Source organism: Streptococcus oralis (genome assembly GCF_026782285.1).
GTDB classification, from domain to species: Bacteria; Bacillota; Bacilli; order Lactobacillales; family Streptococcaceae; genus Streptococcus; species Streptococcus oralis_CG.
In genome coordinates, this window is the sequence record NZ_JAKUWG010000009.1 from 1 (window position 1) to 14,032 (window position 14,032).

The 14,032-nt window shown below is 34.2% G+C and carries 12 protein-coding genes and 5 tRNA genes; 10 read left to right on the forward strand and 7 right to left on the reverse strand.

All coding sequences use genetic code 11. The annotated features are described in order from the left end of the window. Positions 1–24: 24 nt before the first annotated feature. The 5 genes from MK403_RS08190 (at position 25) to MK403_RS08210 (ending at position 452) form a co-directional block, all read left to right on the forward strand. Positions 25–105: transfer RNA gene (locus MK403_RS08190), tRNA-Tyr, on the forward strand. A gap of 11 nt (positions 106–116) precedes the next feature. After that, a tRNA-Trp gene (locus tag MK403_RS08195) sits at positions 117–187 on the forward strand. A gap of 14 nt (positions 188–201) precedes the next feature. After that, positions 202–274, forward strand: a tRNA-His gene (locus MK403_RS08200). 13 nt (positions 275–287) lie between these two features. Beyond that, positions 288–359, forward strand: a tRNA-Gln gene (locus MK403_RS08205). Between the two features lie 9 nt (positions 360–368). Next, positions 369–452 (forward strand) — tRNA-Leu (locus MK403_RS08210). 61 nt (positions 453–513) lie between these two features. Here MK403_RS08210 and MK403_RS08215 read toward each other — a convergent pair. The 6 genes from MK403_RS08215 to MK403_RS08240 all read right to left on the reverse strand — a co-directional run bounded on the left by MK403_RS08215 (position 514) and on the right by MK403_RS08240 (position 5,705). Then, complete coding sequence (locus MK403_RS08215; protein ID WP_268709560.1) at positions 514–1,665, reverse strand: tyrosine-type recombinase/integrase; 1,152 nt, start codon at positions 1,663–1,665, stop codon at positions 514–516. A 51-nt stretch (positions 1,666–1,716) separates the two neighbouring features. Further along, a complete protein-coding gene (locus MK403_RS08220) occupies positions 1,717–2,055 on the reverse strand; it encodes a DUF771 domain-containing protein (protein ID WP_181187238.1) in 339 nt (112 codons plus the stop codon). 63 nt (positions 2,056–2,118) lie between these two features. Then, positions 2,119–3,447, reverse strand: coding sequence for a Rep family protein (locus MK403_RS08225; RefSeq protein ID WP_268709561.1), 1,329 nt, complete (start codon positions 3,445–3,447; stop codon positions 2,119–2,121). 143 nt (positions 3,448–3,590) lie between these two features. Next, complete coding sequence (locus MK403_RS08230; RefSeq protein ID WP_268709562.1) at positions 3,591–5,030, reverse strand: FtsK/SpoIIIE domain-containing protein; 1,440 nt, start codon at positions 5,028–5,030, stop codon at positions 3,591–3,593. Then, positions 5,027–5,266, reverse strand: coding sequence for a hypothetical protein (locus MK403_RS08235; protein WP_268709563.1), 240 nt, complete (start codon positions 5,264–5,266; stop codon positions 5,027–5,029). The genes MK403_RS08230 and MK403_RS08235 overlap by 4 nt, the downstream gene beginning before the upstream one ends. Before the next feature lie 13 nt (positions 5,267–5,279). Then, positions 5,280–5,705, reverse strand: coding sequence for a hypothetical protein (locus MK403_RS08240; RefSeq protein WP_268709564.1), 426 nt, complete (start codon positions 5,703–5,705; stop codon positions 5,280–5,282). A gap of 200 nt (positions 5,706–5,905) precedes the next feature. Here MK403_RS08240 and MK403_RS08245 point away from each other — a divergent pair, with 200 nt between their 5' ends. Then, positions 5,906–6,952 carry a hypothetical protein gene (locus MK403_RS08245; protein WP_268709565.1) on the forward strand — a complete coding sequence of 349 codons (1,047 nt, stop codon included), beginning with the start codon at positions 5,906–5,908 and terminating at the stop codon, positions 6,950–6,952. A 7-nt stretch (positions 6,953–6,959) separates the two neighbouring features. Here the strand turns inward: MK403_RS08245 and MK403_RS08250 are convergent, their stop codons facing one another. Continuing rightward, positions 6,960–7,298: a helix-turn-helix domain-containing protein gene (locus MK403_RS08250; protein WP_268709566.1), complete on the reverse strand. Its 339-nt coding sequence runs from the start codon at positions 7,296–7,298 to the stop codon at positions 6,960–6,962. A 164-nt stretch (positions 7,299–7,462) separates the two neighbouring features. Here MK403_RS08250 and MK403_RS08255 point away from each other — a divergent pair, with 164 nt between their 5' ends. The 4 genes from MK403_RS08255 to thrC all read left to right on the forward strand — a co-directional run bounded on the left by MK403_RS08255 (position 7,463) and on the right by thrC (position 14,020). Further along, positions 7,463–9,967 (forward strand): SEC10/PgrA surface exclusion domain-containing protein, encoded by a 2,505-nt coding sequence (locus MK403_RS08255; RefSeq protein WP_268709567.1) that lies wholly within the window; start codon positions 7,463–7,465, stop codon positions 9,965–9,967. Positions 9,968–10,053: 86 nt separating this feature from the next. Then, a complete protein-coding gene (locus tag MK403_RS08260) occupies positions 10,054–10,677 on the forward strand; it encodes a hypothetical protein (RefSeq protein WP_268709568.1) in 624 nt (207 codons plus the stop codon). Positions 10,678–11,182: 505 nt separating this feature from the next. Further along, complete coding sequence (locus tag MK403_RS08265; RefSeq protein ID WP_268709569.1) at positions 11,183–12,460, forward strand: gamma-glutamylcysteine synthetase; 1,278 nt, start codon at positions 11,183–11,185, stop codon at positions 12,458–12,460. Between the two features lie 75 nt (positions 12,461–12,535). Next, positions 12,536–14,020 (forward strand): threonine synthase, encoded by a 1,485-nt coding sequence (thrC, locus tag MK403_RS08270; protein WP_268709570.1) that lies wholly within the window; start codon positions 12,536–12,538, stop codon positions 14,018–14,020. Positions 14,021–14,032 lie beyond the last annotated feature (12 nt).

Here is a 14,032-nt window from a genome sequence, read left to right on the forward strand (position 1 = left end):
TCTCGCGCCATATACTTATGACTAGGAAGGGTAGCGAAGAGGCTAAACGCGGCGGACTGTAAATCCGCTCCTTCGGGTTCGGGGGTTCGAATCCCTCCCCTTCCATTCCTTTAGTTACGGGCATAGTTTAAAGGTAGAACTAAGGTCTCCAAAACCTTCAGTGTGGGTTCAATTCCTACTGCCCGTGTTTATAGAATTATGGCGGGTGTGGTGAAGTGGTTAACACACCAGATTGTGGCTCTGGCATGCGTGGGTTCGATCCCCATCACTCGCCTATTTTATATTATTGGGGTATAGCCAAGCGGTAAGGCAAGGGACTTTGACTCCCTCATGCGTTGGTTCGAATCCAGCTACCCCAGTTACTATTTGCCGGCGTGGCGGAATTGGCAGACGCGCTGGACTCAAAATCCAGTGTCCGCAAGGACGTGCCGGTTCGACCCCGGCCGCCGGTATAGTATAGTATTAAGGAACGTTATTAAATCAACGTTCCTTTTTTCTTTGGTCAACATTTGGTCAATAATTCTTTTTTTTAACTAAACTTGTTAATACTGCTCTAACTTTATTGTTTTCAATTTCTGCTTTCTCCTTTATTAGATGGCCGTAAGTTTCAGTTATTTGTTTAATATCTCGGTGTCCCATTAACTTCGAAACTGCCCAAATATCAACACCCTTCGCTAACATTGTTGAACAATACGTGTGTCTTAGACCTGTACTTGTCATATTTTGTGGATAAATTTTTAAATCTTTTAAAATTTGCTTGAGATGTTTATTGATTCCTGCATTTGTTACAATCTTATAATTCAAATCTACTAAAATTATATTTTCGTTATTTGTAATTGTGCCGTTTTTAATGAATACAGTTTGCTCTTGTTTTAATTTTTTTAAAATAGTTAGCGTATCACTATCAACTGGAATTACACGGATTGATTCTTCAGTTTTTGGGTTTGCCCACCGCTTTCTAGCTGTATCATATCGTCTATAAGTTTTGATTTCTGAACTTTCCCACAATACACAATCCCACGTTAGACCTGCAACCTCTCCTGCTCGTAATCCAGTTTTTAGTTGAATCAATAGTAAAAACGGCACAATTGAAGTTGTTAAATCAAGATTGTTTTCTAAATATGTTACTAGTTTTTGATAGTCATTAAAACTATGAATATATTTTTCATCTTTTCTTTTTTTGGGGGGACGACCTGAAAGAATGACACCTTCAGTAATATCTTCTATATTTAGCTTATCTCTTTTAGCAAACACAATCACATTTCTAATTTCCGCATTCATTCTACTAACATTGTCACGACAATTTGTTTCAGCGTACTTATTAATAAATGCTTGATATTCGCTTGCTTTGATTTTTAAGGCTGATTTATCTTTAAAATATTCTTTAATAAACTTACCACGTAATAAATGTTTATTAAATGTAGCCTCTGCCTTTCCAAGTGGTTTAACTGTTAACTCTAACCATTTTTCCCAAAGTTCAAAGAGTGTAATATTTTTATTAATTATCGCACCATTAATTAACTTTAATTCAAGAGCTAAAGCTTCAATTTCAGCTTCTCGCTTTGTTTTAAAACCTGAATTAGAAGCAACCACCTTTCGGTTCTTATCAAATATTCTATAATCCCATAAATTCTTTTTTCCTCTTTTTCTGTATGAAACTGACATGATTACCTCTTTCTAAAAGTCGATAATCAAGATATTATCTTGATTATCGTATCATAAACTAAAAATTTCTGCAAAGTTTTCTTCAAAAAATTGTTTCGTTTTGCTAGCTAAAAAGTAGTACCGTCCACCCTGACTGTCTGGATATTTCACAAACCCATCTTTGTTTTTATCAATATCGATTTTTGAACGGATATCAGGCTGATAAAGAACATGTTCCAGTATCCAAGGTCGAGAGACTGAAACCATCTCTAAAACCTCTGATAAGCTCATATATTGCCCCTGTGATGCTTTGTTTTTTAAGTCAAGATATTCATCTTTCTTAACGATGATATGAGAGGCAGGTAACTGTACTTCTAAATTCTCTATTTTGATTAAAATCTTATCTGTCATATAAATTTTTCTCTTTCTATGATAAAATAGAAGCAGAAATAGTATTTATTATTTCCACTAGTTTTAGTTATCGCTACACTCACTTTGGTCGGTTGGGATTGTAGCGATAACTTTTCTTTTACTATCAATATTTTTTTCTTTTTTAATTCTTTCTAATATACCCGAAGCAATTTTTCGAAATTCTTCTTCATTTTCTACACTTTTTAGTGTATACGTATCTATTTTTTTAAATGCTTGTTTCGCTTTTTCTTTTAAATCGCGTGTAGCTGTGTAATTCCATAATTCAATTTTGATAGCTTTATTCTTTTCATCGTGAGCCATTTTGATTACAAATCTAATTCTTCGCATTAGTTGATGATATTCTTTATTTTTCTTTCCAAACCACGAATCACACCAATCCCAATAAGTATCTGAATTTGTAATAATTGTTAAGTCATTGATGATGTACGCATCTTTAAATCGTGAACTAAGCTGAGTTGCAGAATCTGGTTCTAGTATCTGAAATAACTCTCGAAAAGTCATGCCACAACTTGAATCTAATTCATTGATTACAATTGTTTTTTCCCCTTTATAACCTGAACCCAAATCAAATCGTTTCTTATTAATAGATGGAGTATGTGCGCCTAATCTATCATGTTCTTCTGCAAGTAAGCGTGCTAAATATGATTTCCCTGTTCCTCCTTCAGCTTGAATATAAATACCTGTATGATTTCGTTCCCCCTTGCTCATACGAATAAACTCCTTATGAATAAATTCTTGTCTGTTTTCCTCAAATTGTCTTTTATTTGAATTCCATGCTTTTTGTGCTATACGTTGAGTGAATTGCTCAAACAATTGTTGTTTTGCTTCAGTTGTAAGTAAGCCTTCTTCTGAGATTAGATAGCTTAATTCTAAACAATAATCGTCTATTTCTAGACCATTGTCAGCTTTTTCTTTGCTGTGATTTTTGATTTTTCCCATGATATCATCGATATAGTTTGCATTTTCTGATGAAATAACGTCTGCGACTTCGTAGGGAAATTTATGTTCTTCCATGTTACGTTCATTGCGATGCGTTAAATATCGGCATGCTTTTATCGAACTACGAACAAATTCTAAATTTTTTTCTCTTGAAATTGATAAAGCTTTATAAACAGATGAATAAGTATGAGCATGCTTGAAATCAATATAAAAATGAGCATGTAGTGGTTTTGAACTTCCGTCATCTTTTATATCTTTATCGTGAAAAATAATATGATACCTATCTTCTTCATTTTTACAATAGTCTTTAATCCGTTGAATAACTGATTCACGAAAAGCTTTTTCAGTTAATTTTGAATTTGCATTATGTTCATACTCAAATGAAATTTGACCAAAAAATTTTCGTTTTCTATCATTTTGATTAATTTTCATAAAAATCCTTTCTGTTTTTGACACAAAATGAATAGTTTGTGTTGATTTGTGTTGATTAGATATGTTCTTGATATGGACGCCACTGACGGAGCAAAATGTGGCGTCCAAAAGGTTCAAGAATTAACACAGCACAGTTTCAAATTTTAAGGGTTAGACGCGGGTTGTTCCAATGATTTTCGATTCTTTATACCGTACATAAAAGCCTTTTTAAAAATACTAATCTTTTCCAAACCGTTCTCATGTAGATTGATGTTCCAGAATCGTCTGGGTTTGCTGAACTGTCCATCACTAGTCATGATATAACCTGAAAATCTGACCGCATGATTATCTATATTATCTGCTTCTCCAAATACCATGCGAGCTAATTCGTCAGTTATTGCGCCATTTGATAAACAGATACGAACACCTAAGTTATCCCTAATAGCTGTTGAAAGCAATTCAGAACGCGGTTGTTGCATGCAGATACACATGTAGACACCACTCGAACGAGAACGTGAAACGATAGATAAAACCAAATCTTGAATCCTTCTTCTCATCTTATTATCCGTGATGCTAGAAAGCATAGCCGAATACTCTTCGATAACACATAGCTTCATTTTCATCTCTTTACCGAAATTCACAAAAGTTGCGCCAGTAATATCATCACGTGCTGATAATTTTGCAATTTCTTTTTCACGTTTAATAACTAATTCCAACAAATCTTCAAAATATGCTAAAATCTCTTCACTATCAGAAAGAATTACACCTGTTGGAAGAAAAGTCCAAGAACTGAACTCAGATTTAACATCTAAGATTGTTAAATCAACTTCTGAATCAAACATAAAAACTTGAGTAAGTAACGATTTTAAGAATGTTGTCTTTGAGCTTGAGGTATTGCCAACAATTAACGCGTGAATATTTCTCAGCATTGAGAATGTCAAGCCTTCTTCAACTGTTATTTCAAAATCATTAGCTGATTTTAATTCGGTTATCTTCTTTGGTTTTAGCTGTCTTGCTTTAGCTTCTACAATGTCATCTAATAAATAGATAAATTCTGTTTTATCTTCACTTAACCAATAATCTAAAACTATGAGTGTACGATTTTTTCCCACTAAGCAAGCTGATAACATTTCCGCAAACGTCTCTAAATCCTCAGTACTCTGGTCAGCTAATTTTTTGATTTTAACCGTGATGCGCCTGCTTGACTTCTCGAAGTCCGCATGCGCCTTACTAACATCTATGAATTTGCTACCAAGTTTGCGATTCGCAGTTGCTGAATCTAACAACGCAGAGTGTGTCTGTCGTTCTATCAACCTTAGCTGATAGTATAGAGATACTGAACCAAATTTTGATAGTTTAAAAACAAATCGAACCAATAAAACAAGATTCGTCAAAAGCAAGACAGCTATTCCAATCACTATTAAATTCAAACCAAGCTGTGCTTCACTTCTAAGAATACCAACTTCTGTTCCTTTAAATACTAGCCATTTAATAATAAAGCCACAAAATAGTAACCCTGCTCCAACTACTTGAAGCAGAGTTACGAAATTTGGCAAGCTTGGCATTAAATGACCTGTATTTTCATTTAACCTATATCTAATCATAAAACCCTACAAATTTCTTCCATTTCCTTTAACATTTTGCGACGCATGAGTTCAAAATACATGTAAGCACGAATGAAATCAGTGTAACGACCGTTTGAGTAAACTAAACTCAAATTAACAAAAGATGAAACTCGTCCTTGAACTTCAGAATTTATGTATGCTGCTAAAATTCTACGTAGTTCGATAGGAAGGTCAAACGCTGTTAAATTATCTAATTCTTTAGAAATATCTTTCATATCTATTTTCTTTCTACTTTAAACTAACTTCTTTAACGTCTTCAGCCCAAACTTCTATAACATCATAACTTTTATACTTGTAACGACCTCGCGGGTTGACTAACTGATACAAATGTCTGAACTGAATTTTGTTTGCAATATCCAAATTTGGAACAACTAAACTAATCAATTTAACAGCTCCATTGTCCTTTGGCATTGATAAAAATACTTCATAACCAATTGATTTTTCTGAAAAAATAGGAGCGTTTTTTCCATTACTATTTTTCTCAAAACCGACAATCGGAAAATATGGTTTTGGCTCTGTAACACTGATAGCAATACAAGTTGAGAGATTAGTAAGAATTGGAGCAGTTCGACGGTCATTTACAATCGAACTATCTGATTGATTTGCATTGTTCCCGAACAATCCCGTTTGCAATAATTTTTCATTATTTGTCATAAGAAGACACCTATACTAGCTTAAAGCTAGTGCTTTCTTTAATTTTTTTGGTAAATAGTTGAACGTTCTTTATTTACATTTTCAGTTTATCATTCAAAAATATTTTAGTCGTCAAATGCACCATAAGGAAAAAAATAAAAAAATTTGCATTAGGAAATTATATTTGATAAGCTGAAAATAACGATTCGGAGGATAGTATATTGAGTGAAAAGTACTATAATGTAAAAGAAGCTTTGGATTATATTAGAAATTACCCTGGCGGAAAAATAGAAAAAGAATTTTATATGGATTTAACTGAAAAACAAATTCGTGATATTTTGAAAAAGGATGTACTAGGACGATATTTACAGTTTTCAGAGGGAGAACGCAGAACAGAAATATACGAAAATTTCCAAGGAAAGGAAGTTGCTGATGATTTATATGTATTTCCAAAATTTGGGGAAAATCCAAAAATTCTCTCGAGCTGGGATAGTCTCTATAAAAAAGAAGATAAGCTAGTGAAGCAATTGCAACTGCAAGGTTTTAAAACAGCAGAAGAGCAAATTAGAGAAATGTTTAAAAATTCTGGTAAGCCTCGCTACTTAATGAATGAAGACTATCTTTTTTCATTAAAACTGGAGATTGAAAGACGTCAAAAACCGATTAATTTCTTTCATATTCAACTACATACTAAATCAACAATTATGCAGTTAATTAATGATGAAGTATTAGAAACTAATTTTGAATTAACTATAAGTACTTTATTAGAAGAATTCCAACAGAGATTAAAGGAAGATTGGTTTGGAAATCAAAATTTGTGCATCGAACAAGCTGAAAGAGTAGGTGAATTATTAGAGGATGTTAGAGGGCGCATAAAAATATTGAAATCTGTAGCACCAGAATTATCATTTGATGAACACAATAGTAGATTAAAAGAAGTAGATGAATTCTATAATAAGTTAAAAAATCAAGAATTTATACCACTTTTTAATCTTGAAAAATCTGTTAATAAGTTCAAAAAATCTTATTTGAAACATGAGAATGAAAAAGCAGTTTCTCAACTTGCTACTAAAATTTATGATTTCGAGAAGTATCAGTTTAAAAAGTATAAAGAAAAGATTGAAGAACAAAATAAAAATAGAGTAATAACAGAAATTTCATTTAAACAGTATTTAGTTGAATTTTACAAGAATATAAATGACTCATTTTGGAGAGGAAATTTTCTAAGTAATTTAGAGGATAATTTTGGGATAAAAATAAACCGCTGAGATTTTCTCAGCGGTTGTTTATATTGTTTAATAAAGTAGATATTGCATCTATTATATCTGTTTTTTGTGGCTCTGGAAGCTGTTCAAGTTGACTGATGATGTATTCAATTTCTTTACTTTGGATTGGGAAATCAAAGTTGAAAAAAGTTTTTTCATCTACTTCAAGAGCCGTTAGAATTTTATTCAGTGTTTGTATTTGAAAATTATATTTTTCGTTTTCGATGTTATGAATATGTTTAGAACCCAGTCCAGCTAATTCTGAGAGTTTCTCTTGACTTAATCCTTTTGTAAGACGTAAATATCTAATTCTTTTTGCAATAAATGTTTGTAAGTTATTTTGATTCATATTTTTTTACCTTCACTTATTATTGTAAAGATAAAAATTATAAATAATAAGTAGCATAAATTACACTTAAAATAATAGTAAGTGTTGAATATTGCACTAATAAATGATAAAATAATATAATGAAACTATAAAAATCACTCAATAAGTGATTAAAGGAGAAATTGATGAAAAAATTGCAAATTCTGACAAGTACAGCAGTTATTGGACTTGCATCAGCTGGTGTGCCTGCACTTGCTCAAGAAGCTAACTCTGAACTAGCTACGGCAACAAGTGTCAATGAACCAGCTATCGTTGAAAAACCTACAACAAAAACTGTTGAAAAATCATCAGAAGTAAAACCAGCTCTTGATGCTCAAAAACAAGTTGTAGAAAAAACTAAAGAACAACTTACTGATGCACAAGATAAAGCTAATGACGCTAACAATCAAGTGTCTAGCGCTCAAACAGAAGTTACTGAAGCTACTGACGCTGTTAAACACGCTGAAGAAATTGCTTCTAAAGCTACACCTCAAAACATTGAAGCTAATAAAACTGACCAGAAAGCTAACCTTGCTGACCAAAAAGCCAACGAAACAGAAACAGCTAATACTGATGCAAAAATTGCAACTCAAACTGAAACTGTAACTAAAGCTCAAACAGGTGTATCTACCGCTGAACAAGAACTAAAAGATGCTAACGCTGATGTTTCTGCTAAAGAAACTCAAGTTCAATCAGCTAAAGACGCAATTTCAGGAACTGGACTTGCTCAAGCTGAAGATAAACTTGACGAAGCTAAAGCTGAAACTAAAGGTGCTGAAAAGAATGTTACTCTTGCAGACACAGCTTTGACTGATGCTAAGAAAGCTGATGAAAAACGTCAAGAAACTATTGACAACGCTCAAGCAGACGTTGATGCTAAAGCAACTTTAGTAAATGACGCTAAAAGCAACCTTGAATCAGCTACTACAAAAGCTAATGGTGCTACAACAACACTTTCTCAAGCTGAAGATAAACTTTATAAAGCTACAAAAGCTTTAGATAGCGTTGATATTGTCAAAATTCCAGATTTGACTCAATTCAAAGAAGACATTGCATCAGGTGATGATGACTTCATGACTGACTCTGGTGCTAAAGCTATTGAAAATACAGAAACTTCAATTGGTAAAAATGCTAAGAGCCAACCTGTTGATATCGACAATCTAACTCAAGCACAAAAAGAAGAAATTTCTCACTTGTATGTTCAAGGATTGAAACAAGTCCGTGAACAATTGAAAGATAACTCTAAATATCTTGTAACATCAAAAGAAAACACTGGCGTTACTAAAGAAGCTATCGAATTAGCAACTAGTCGTGCACGTGAATACGAACAACGTGGTAAGAGCCCACTTACACACGGACACATTGGAGCTGGTGTTGAAAACCTAGAACGTCTAGGTTCAAAAGATGACTTCAAATCAATGTATAACCTTAAAGAAGCCGTTGTTAAAGCTTTGCTAGGTACATCATTTGATGACGCTCATTCAAACTGGGGACACTTAAAAGCTAACCTTAATTTTGCTAAAAACGTTGGTCTTGATATTGCAAACATCAACGGTGATTACTGGCTTGTAATTGCATTTAGCAATAAAGGTACAACTCTTGTAAACCCAACAAATGCTGAAGCTATCCAAAAAGCTTACGAAGACGCTAAAGCTGAAAAAGATACAGCTCAAACTGCTTCAGAAAAAGCAAATGATGCTCTTAAACAAGCATCAACTGACTATGCTAACGCTTTAGACCTTAAAACTTCAGCAGAAAAGATATTGGCTGATGCTACTGCTACACCAATCCAAACTACTGTTGCTGAAAACAACTTGCGTCTTGCAAAACTTGCTCTTGACAGCGCACAAAAACGTCAAGCTGAAGCTCAAAAAGCAGTTGATAACTTCTCAGCCGACCTTGCTTCTAAGAAACAAGCTCTTGATGATGCTAAATCAGCTCTTGAATCAGCTAAACGTGTTCAAGAACAAAAAGTTCAAGCTCTTGCTGATGTAAAAACTGAAGTTACAAAACAAGAATCAAAACTTGAAGCTCTTAAAGCTAAAAAAGCTAAATTGATTGAGGAAAAAGACAGCTTGGTTAAAGAAGCTAAAGCTCTTGAGGAAAAACTAAAAGCTTATGTTGAAGCACCAATCAATTTGGCTAAAGCTCAAACAACATTAGCTGAAAAACAAGATGCACTTAAAAATGCTGAAGCTAAAGCTAAAAGCGCAAAAAATCTTGTTGATGCAATAGCAACCACACTTGAAGCTGAACAAGTAAAACTTAATAAAATTCAAGATAAATTTGACAAGCTTCAAGATTTGGAAGAAAAAGCAAAAGATAACGTCATCGCAACATTGCCTGACGGAACTATCATTGCAATTCCTAACGGAGCACCAACTGCTGATGAACTTCCTAAATTTGACATTAGCAGTTTGAACAGAGTGCTTGACGATAATAAGGTAGTCACTATTGATGACAAAGGCAATGTTACTGTGAATGGACATGCTTATGTGGGTCAGCAACAGGCATCAAGTAAGCCGATTTATTCACGAGTAGAACGTGCAAAATCATTGCCAGATACAGGCGAGTCATCGAGTGTTGCAATGTTGGTACTCGGTGCAATTCTTGGAGCATTTGGACTTGTAACAGTACGTAGAAAGAACTAGAATAATAAAAAATCTTCTTGTTTTATAATAAGAAGATTTTTGTTAAAATATATACTATAAGATAGAAACAATATGAGGGTTAAAAAATGAGAACTCCTAAGAGATATACTGATTTAATTAAGAATAAAAAAATAACAAATCAAATTATTGCAGAATGTATATATTCTGTTAATAAAAGAGCAAAAAACTATCGAGATAAAATAAAAGATTATAAGCAAGGTGGGTTCTATAAATACAAAGAAGATAATATTGAAAATGCAAAGGAACAAAAAGAAAAATACTATAGTATGAAAGAAGATTTATTATTAAACTTCAGCCCCAAACTAATTCATAAAAAGTATGACGGGGAAAAAATACAACGAGTATATAGTTATCAAAAAAATTATACAAAACTATATAATGAAAAAATAAACGATATTATTAAGGAAAATAGTTACTATGACTACGATAAAAATAAGGAAGTTGATTTTTTTGATTATAGCTTGGGTGAGAAAAAATATCTTTATTTCTTGTATTATGAAATTGGTGAATATAGTTTTCATACCCCAATTACAGAAGAAAGAGTAGAAAAAAATACTCAATTAGAAATCAAAGAAATAGATGAGAATTTTCAAACTCATGGAGCTGATATAGTAGATTTACTTTCAACTCAGTTTGTTCAAAAAGTAATAGATTTATTAGATAGTGGAGATTATACAATCATAGAATAATTAAAAAATCTTCTTACATATGTAGGAAGATTTTTTGGATTCTCAAAACTAGTTTAAAAGACTGCGCTATTTAAACTAATTTTAAGAATGGAAATTGGACTATATCGATTGCGCCGAATACGGTATCGAACGATGTATCAAAAATTGTGATTATTAAATTTTCAACTTAGAAATTATAGTAAAAACTAAAAATTTATTTGGTCAACCACTGGTCAATTTCCTTAATTTCAATACTAACTAGCGTGTGATAATATCTTGATTTAATCGCTTTTTTGTTATTTATTTAAACTTATTTTAACGCTAGTTTGTTGGCCGCCGGTATAGTAATAACGACAAGGTTTTCGGACCTTGTTTTTTGATTTGGTGAAGATTTTGATATTTTTCTTTAAGTACAGATAACTGATGAATTATCTTTTTCTTCTTATTCTAATCATTTTTAGTGTGTTTTTTGGTATAATATTACTTATTCACATTTTATGTAGATTATGAAAGAGTTTGGTGGTTAATGTCTCGTTCGGTTGACTTGCTTAAGAAGCGCTACTTAGAAAATATAAAAGAGAAGCCTGATTTATTTGTTGGGGTTGAGCTGGAGTATCCTGTTGTAAATTTAGAGGGTAGGGCTACGGATATTGAGATTGTTAAGGAACTGTTTCGGTATTTACCATCAGTACTGGGCTTTACTATCGAAAAAGTTGATGATTTTGGTAATCCAATTCAGTTGCTAGATCCCTTAAGTCAGGATACTATCTTATTTGAAGTTGCTTATACGACCATTGAGTTTGCTTTTGGTAGGGCTAAATCCATTCAAGAGGTTGAGGAGCGTTTTAGAGACTACATGGATCTGATTCAGAAAAAGTTGGGTGAAACAAAGCATGCCATTGCTGGTTCTGGAATCCATCCCTACTGGGAGAAGAATGATAATCAACCAGTTGCTTCTGCACGCTATCAGATGTTAATGAACTATTTGAAGTTGAGCAGAACCGTTCCAAGAACGGATTTACACGATTATCCACGATATGGTGCTTTTATCTGTGGGAGCCAAGTTCAACTGGACGTTTCAAAGTCCAACTACCTGCGTGTTATCAATGCTTTTACGCAAATTGAAGCAGCAAAAGCGTATTTGTTTGCTAATTCAGAGTTTTCAGGGGAAGATTGGGATACTAAGATTTCAAGGGATATTTTTTGGGAAGAGTCTATGCATGGGATTTATCCTGAAAATGTAGGTGTTAATGCCAGACTCTTCAAAGATGAGAATGATTTTTTTGATTATCTGAATCACTCTGCGATTTTTACTGCGGAACGGGATGGTGAAACCTATTATTTTTATCCAATTCGAGCAAAAGATTATTTGACTACACCTGAGATCCAGGCATTTACCCTTAATGGGGATGAGGTATTGATCTATCCTCAGGAGGAGGATTTCCAAACTCATCGTAGTTACCAGTACCAAGACTTAACGACTCGAGGAACAGTTGAGTTTCGTAGTGTGTGTACTCAGCCGCTTGATAGGACTTTTGCTTCTGCTGCCTTTCACTTGGGATTGTTGGTTAATTTAGATCAATTAGAAACTTATTTGCAAAAGGCTCCGTTTTTTACCACAGCTGGTCGTGATTACAAGTCTTTAAGGCGACAATTTTCTAAGAAAAAACTCACAGATGAGGAAGAATCTGCAATTGTTGAGTTTTCAAAAGGCTTACTCCTTCTAGCTGAGGAAGGACTGGAGAAGAGAGGCAAGCAAGAAATGATTTACTTAGAGCCTTTGAAGAAAGAATTGGGTCTATAATTTCTCTTATAAAGGGAGAATTTTCTGAAAAATCATGATATAATGGAAGAGACTATAGATAAAGGATAGAGATTCATGACATTAGTTTATCAATCAACGCGTGATGCCAATAATACAGTAACTGCCAGCCAAGCCATTTTGCAAGGTTTGGCGACGGATGGTGGTTTGTTTACACCGCTTACTTATCCAAAGGTAGAATTGGACTTTGAAAAATTGAAAGATGCTTCTTACCAAGAAGTGGCTAAGTTAGTTTTGTCAGCCTTTTTAGATGACTTTACTGCAGAGGAGTTGGACTACTGTATCAACAATGCCTACGATAGCAAATTTGATACCCCAGCTATTGCGCCATTGGTGAAACTGGATGGGCAATACAATTTGGAACTGTTCCATGGTTCAACCATTGCCTTTAAAGACATGGCCTTGTCTATCTTGCCATACTTTATGACGACTGCTGCTAAAAAGCATGGTTTGGAGAACAAAATCGTCATTTTGACAGCGACATCTGGTGATACTGGAAAAGCTGCTATGGCGGGATTTGCGGATGTACCTGGAACTGAGATTATCGTCTTTTATCCAAAAGACGGTGTCAGCAAGGTACAAGAGTTACAAATGACTACTCAGACTGGCGACAATACTCATGTTATTGCTATTGATGGTAACTTTGACGATGCGCAAACTAACGTCAAACATATGTTTAACGATGTAGCTCTTTGTGAAAAGTTGGCTGCTAATAAACTGCAATTTTCATCAGCTAACTCTATGAACATTGGTCGTTTGGTACCACAGATTGTTTATTATGTTTATGCCTACGCTCAGTTGGTCAAGTCTGGTGAGATTGTGGCTGGTGAAAAGGTCAACTTCACAGTACCGACAGGAAATTTTGGAAATATCTTGGCTGCCTTTTACGCTAAGCAAATCGGTCTACCAGTCGGCAAATTGATCTGTGCTTCAAATGATAACAATGTCTTGACAGATTTCTTTAAAACCCGTGTCTATGACAAGAAACGTGAGTTTAAAGTAACAACTAGTCCATCTATGGATATCTTGGTATCTTCAAACTTGGAGCGTTTAATTTTCCATCTTTTGGGGAATGATGCGGTTAAGACAGCTGAACTCATGAATGCCTTGAGTACACAAGGACAATATGAATTGACAGACTTTGATGCAGAGATTCTGGATCTCTTTGCAGCTGAATATGCGACTGAGGAAGAAACTGCGGCAGAAATTAAACGTGTTTATCAAATAGATGCCTATATCGAGGATCCTCACACGGCAGTTGCCTCAGCAGTTTATAAAAAATACCAAGCGGTGACTGGCGATGCGACTAAGACAGTGATTGCTTCAACAGCTAGTCCATACAAGTTCCCGGTGGTTGCAGTAGAAGCTGTAACAGGAAAAGCAGGCTTAACTGACTTTGAAGCCTTGGCTCAATTACATGACATTTCAGGTGTGGCAGTGCCACCAGCGGTTGATGGCCTTGAAACAGCTCCGGTTCGTCATAAAACAACAGTGGCAGCTGCTGACATGCAAGCAGCGGTGGAGGCTTATCTAGGGCTTTAAGACAGAGGGAGT

Excerpts from the sequence above, each read along its gene's own strand:
- MK403_RS08215 (WP_268709560.1), bottom strand. The coding sequence starts at position 1,665 with ATGTCAGTTTCATACAGAAAAAGAGGAAAAAAGAATTTATGGGATTAT.
- MK403_RS08220 (WP_181187238.1), bottom strand. The coding sequence starts at position 2,055 with ATGACAGATAAGATTTTAATCAAAATAGAGAATTTAGAAGTACAGTTA.
- MK403_RS08225 (WP_268709561.1), bottom strand. The coding sequence starts at position 3,447 with ATGAAAATTAATCAAAATGATAGAAAACGAAAATTTTTTGGTCAAATT.
- MK403_RS08230 (WP_268709562.1), bottom strand. The coding sequence starts at position 5,030 with ATGATTAGATATAGGTTAAATGAAAATACAGGTCATTTAATGCCAAGC.
- MK403_RS08235 (WP_268709563.1), bottom strand. The coding sequence starts at position 5,266 with ATGAAAGATATTTCTAAAGAATTAGATAATTTAACAGCGTTTGACCTT.
- MK403_RS08240 (WP_268709564.1), bottom strand. The coding sequence starts at position 5,705 with ATGACAAATAATGAAAAATTATTGCAAACGGGATTGTTCGGGAACAAT.
- MK403_RS08250 (WP_268709566.1), bottom strand. The coding sequence starts at position 7,298 with ATGAATCAAAATAACTTACAAACATTTATTGCAAAAAGAATTAGATAT.
- MK403_RS08255 (WP_268709567.1), top strand. The coding sequence starts at position 7,463 with ATGAAAAAATTGCAAATTCTGACAAGTACAGCAGTTATTGGACTTGCA.
- MK403_RS08260 (WP_268709568.1), top strand. The coding sequence starts at position 10,054 with ATGAGAACTCCTAAGAGATATACTGATTTAATTAAGAATAAAAAAATA.
- MK403_RS08265 (WP_268709569.1), top strand. The coding sequence starts at position 11,183 with ATGTCTCGTTCGGTTGACTTGCTTAAGAAGCGCTACTTAGAAAATATA.
- thrC (WP_268709570.1), top strand. The coding sequence starts at position 12,536 with ATGACATTAGTTTATCAATCAACGCGTGATGCCAATAATACAGTAACT.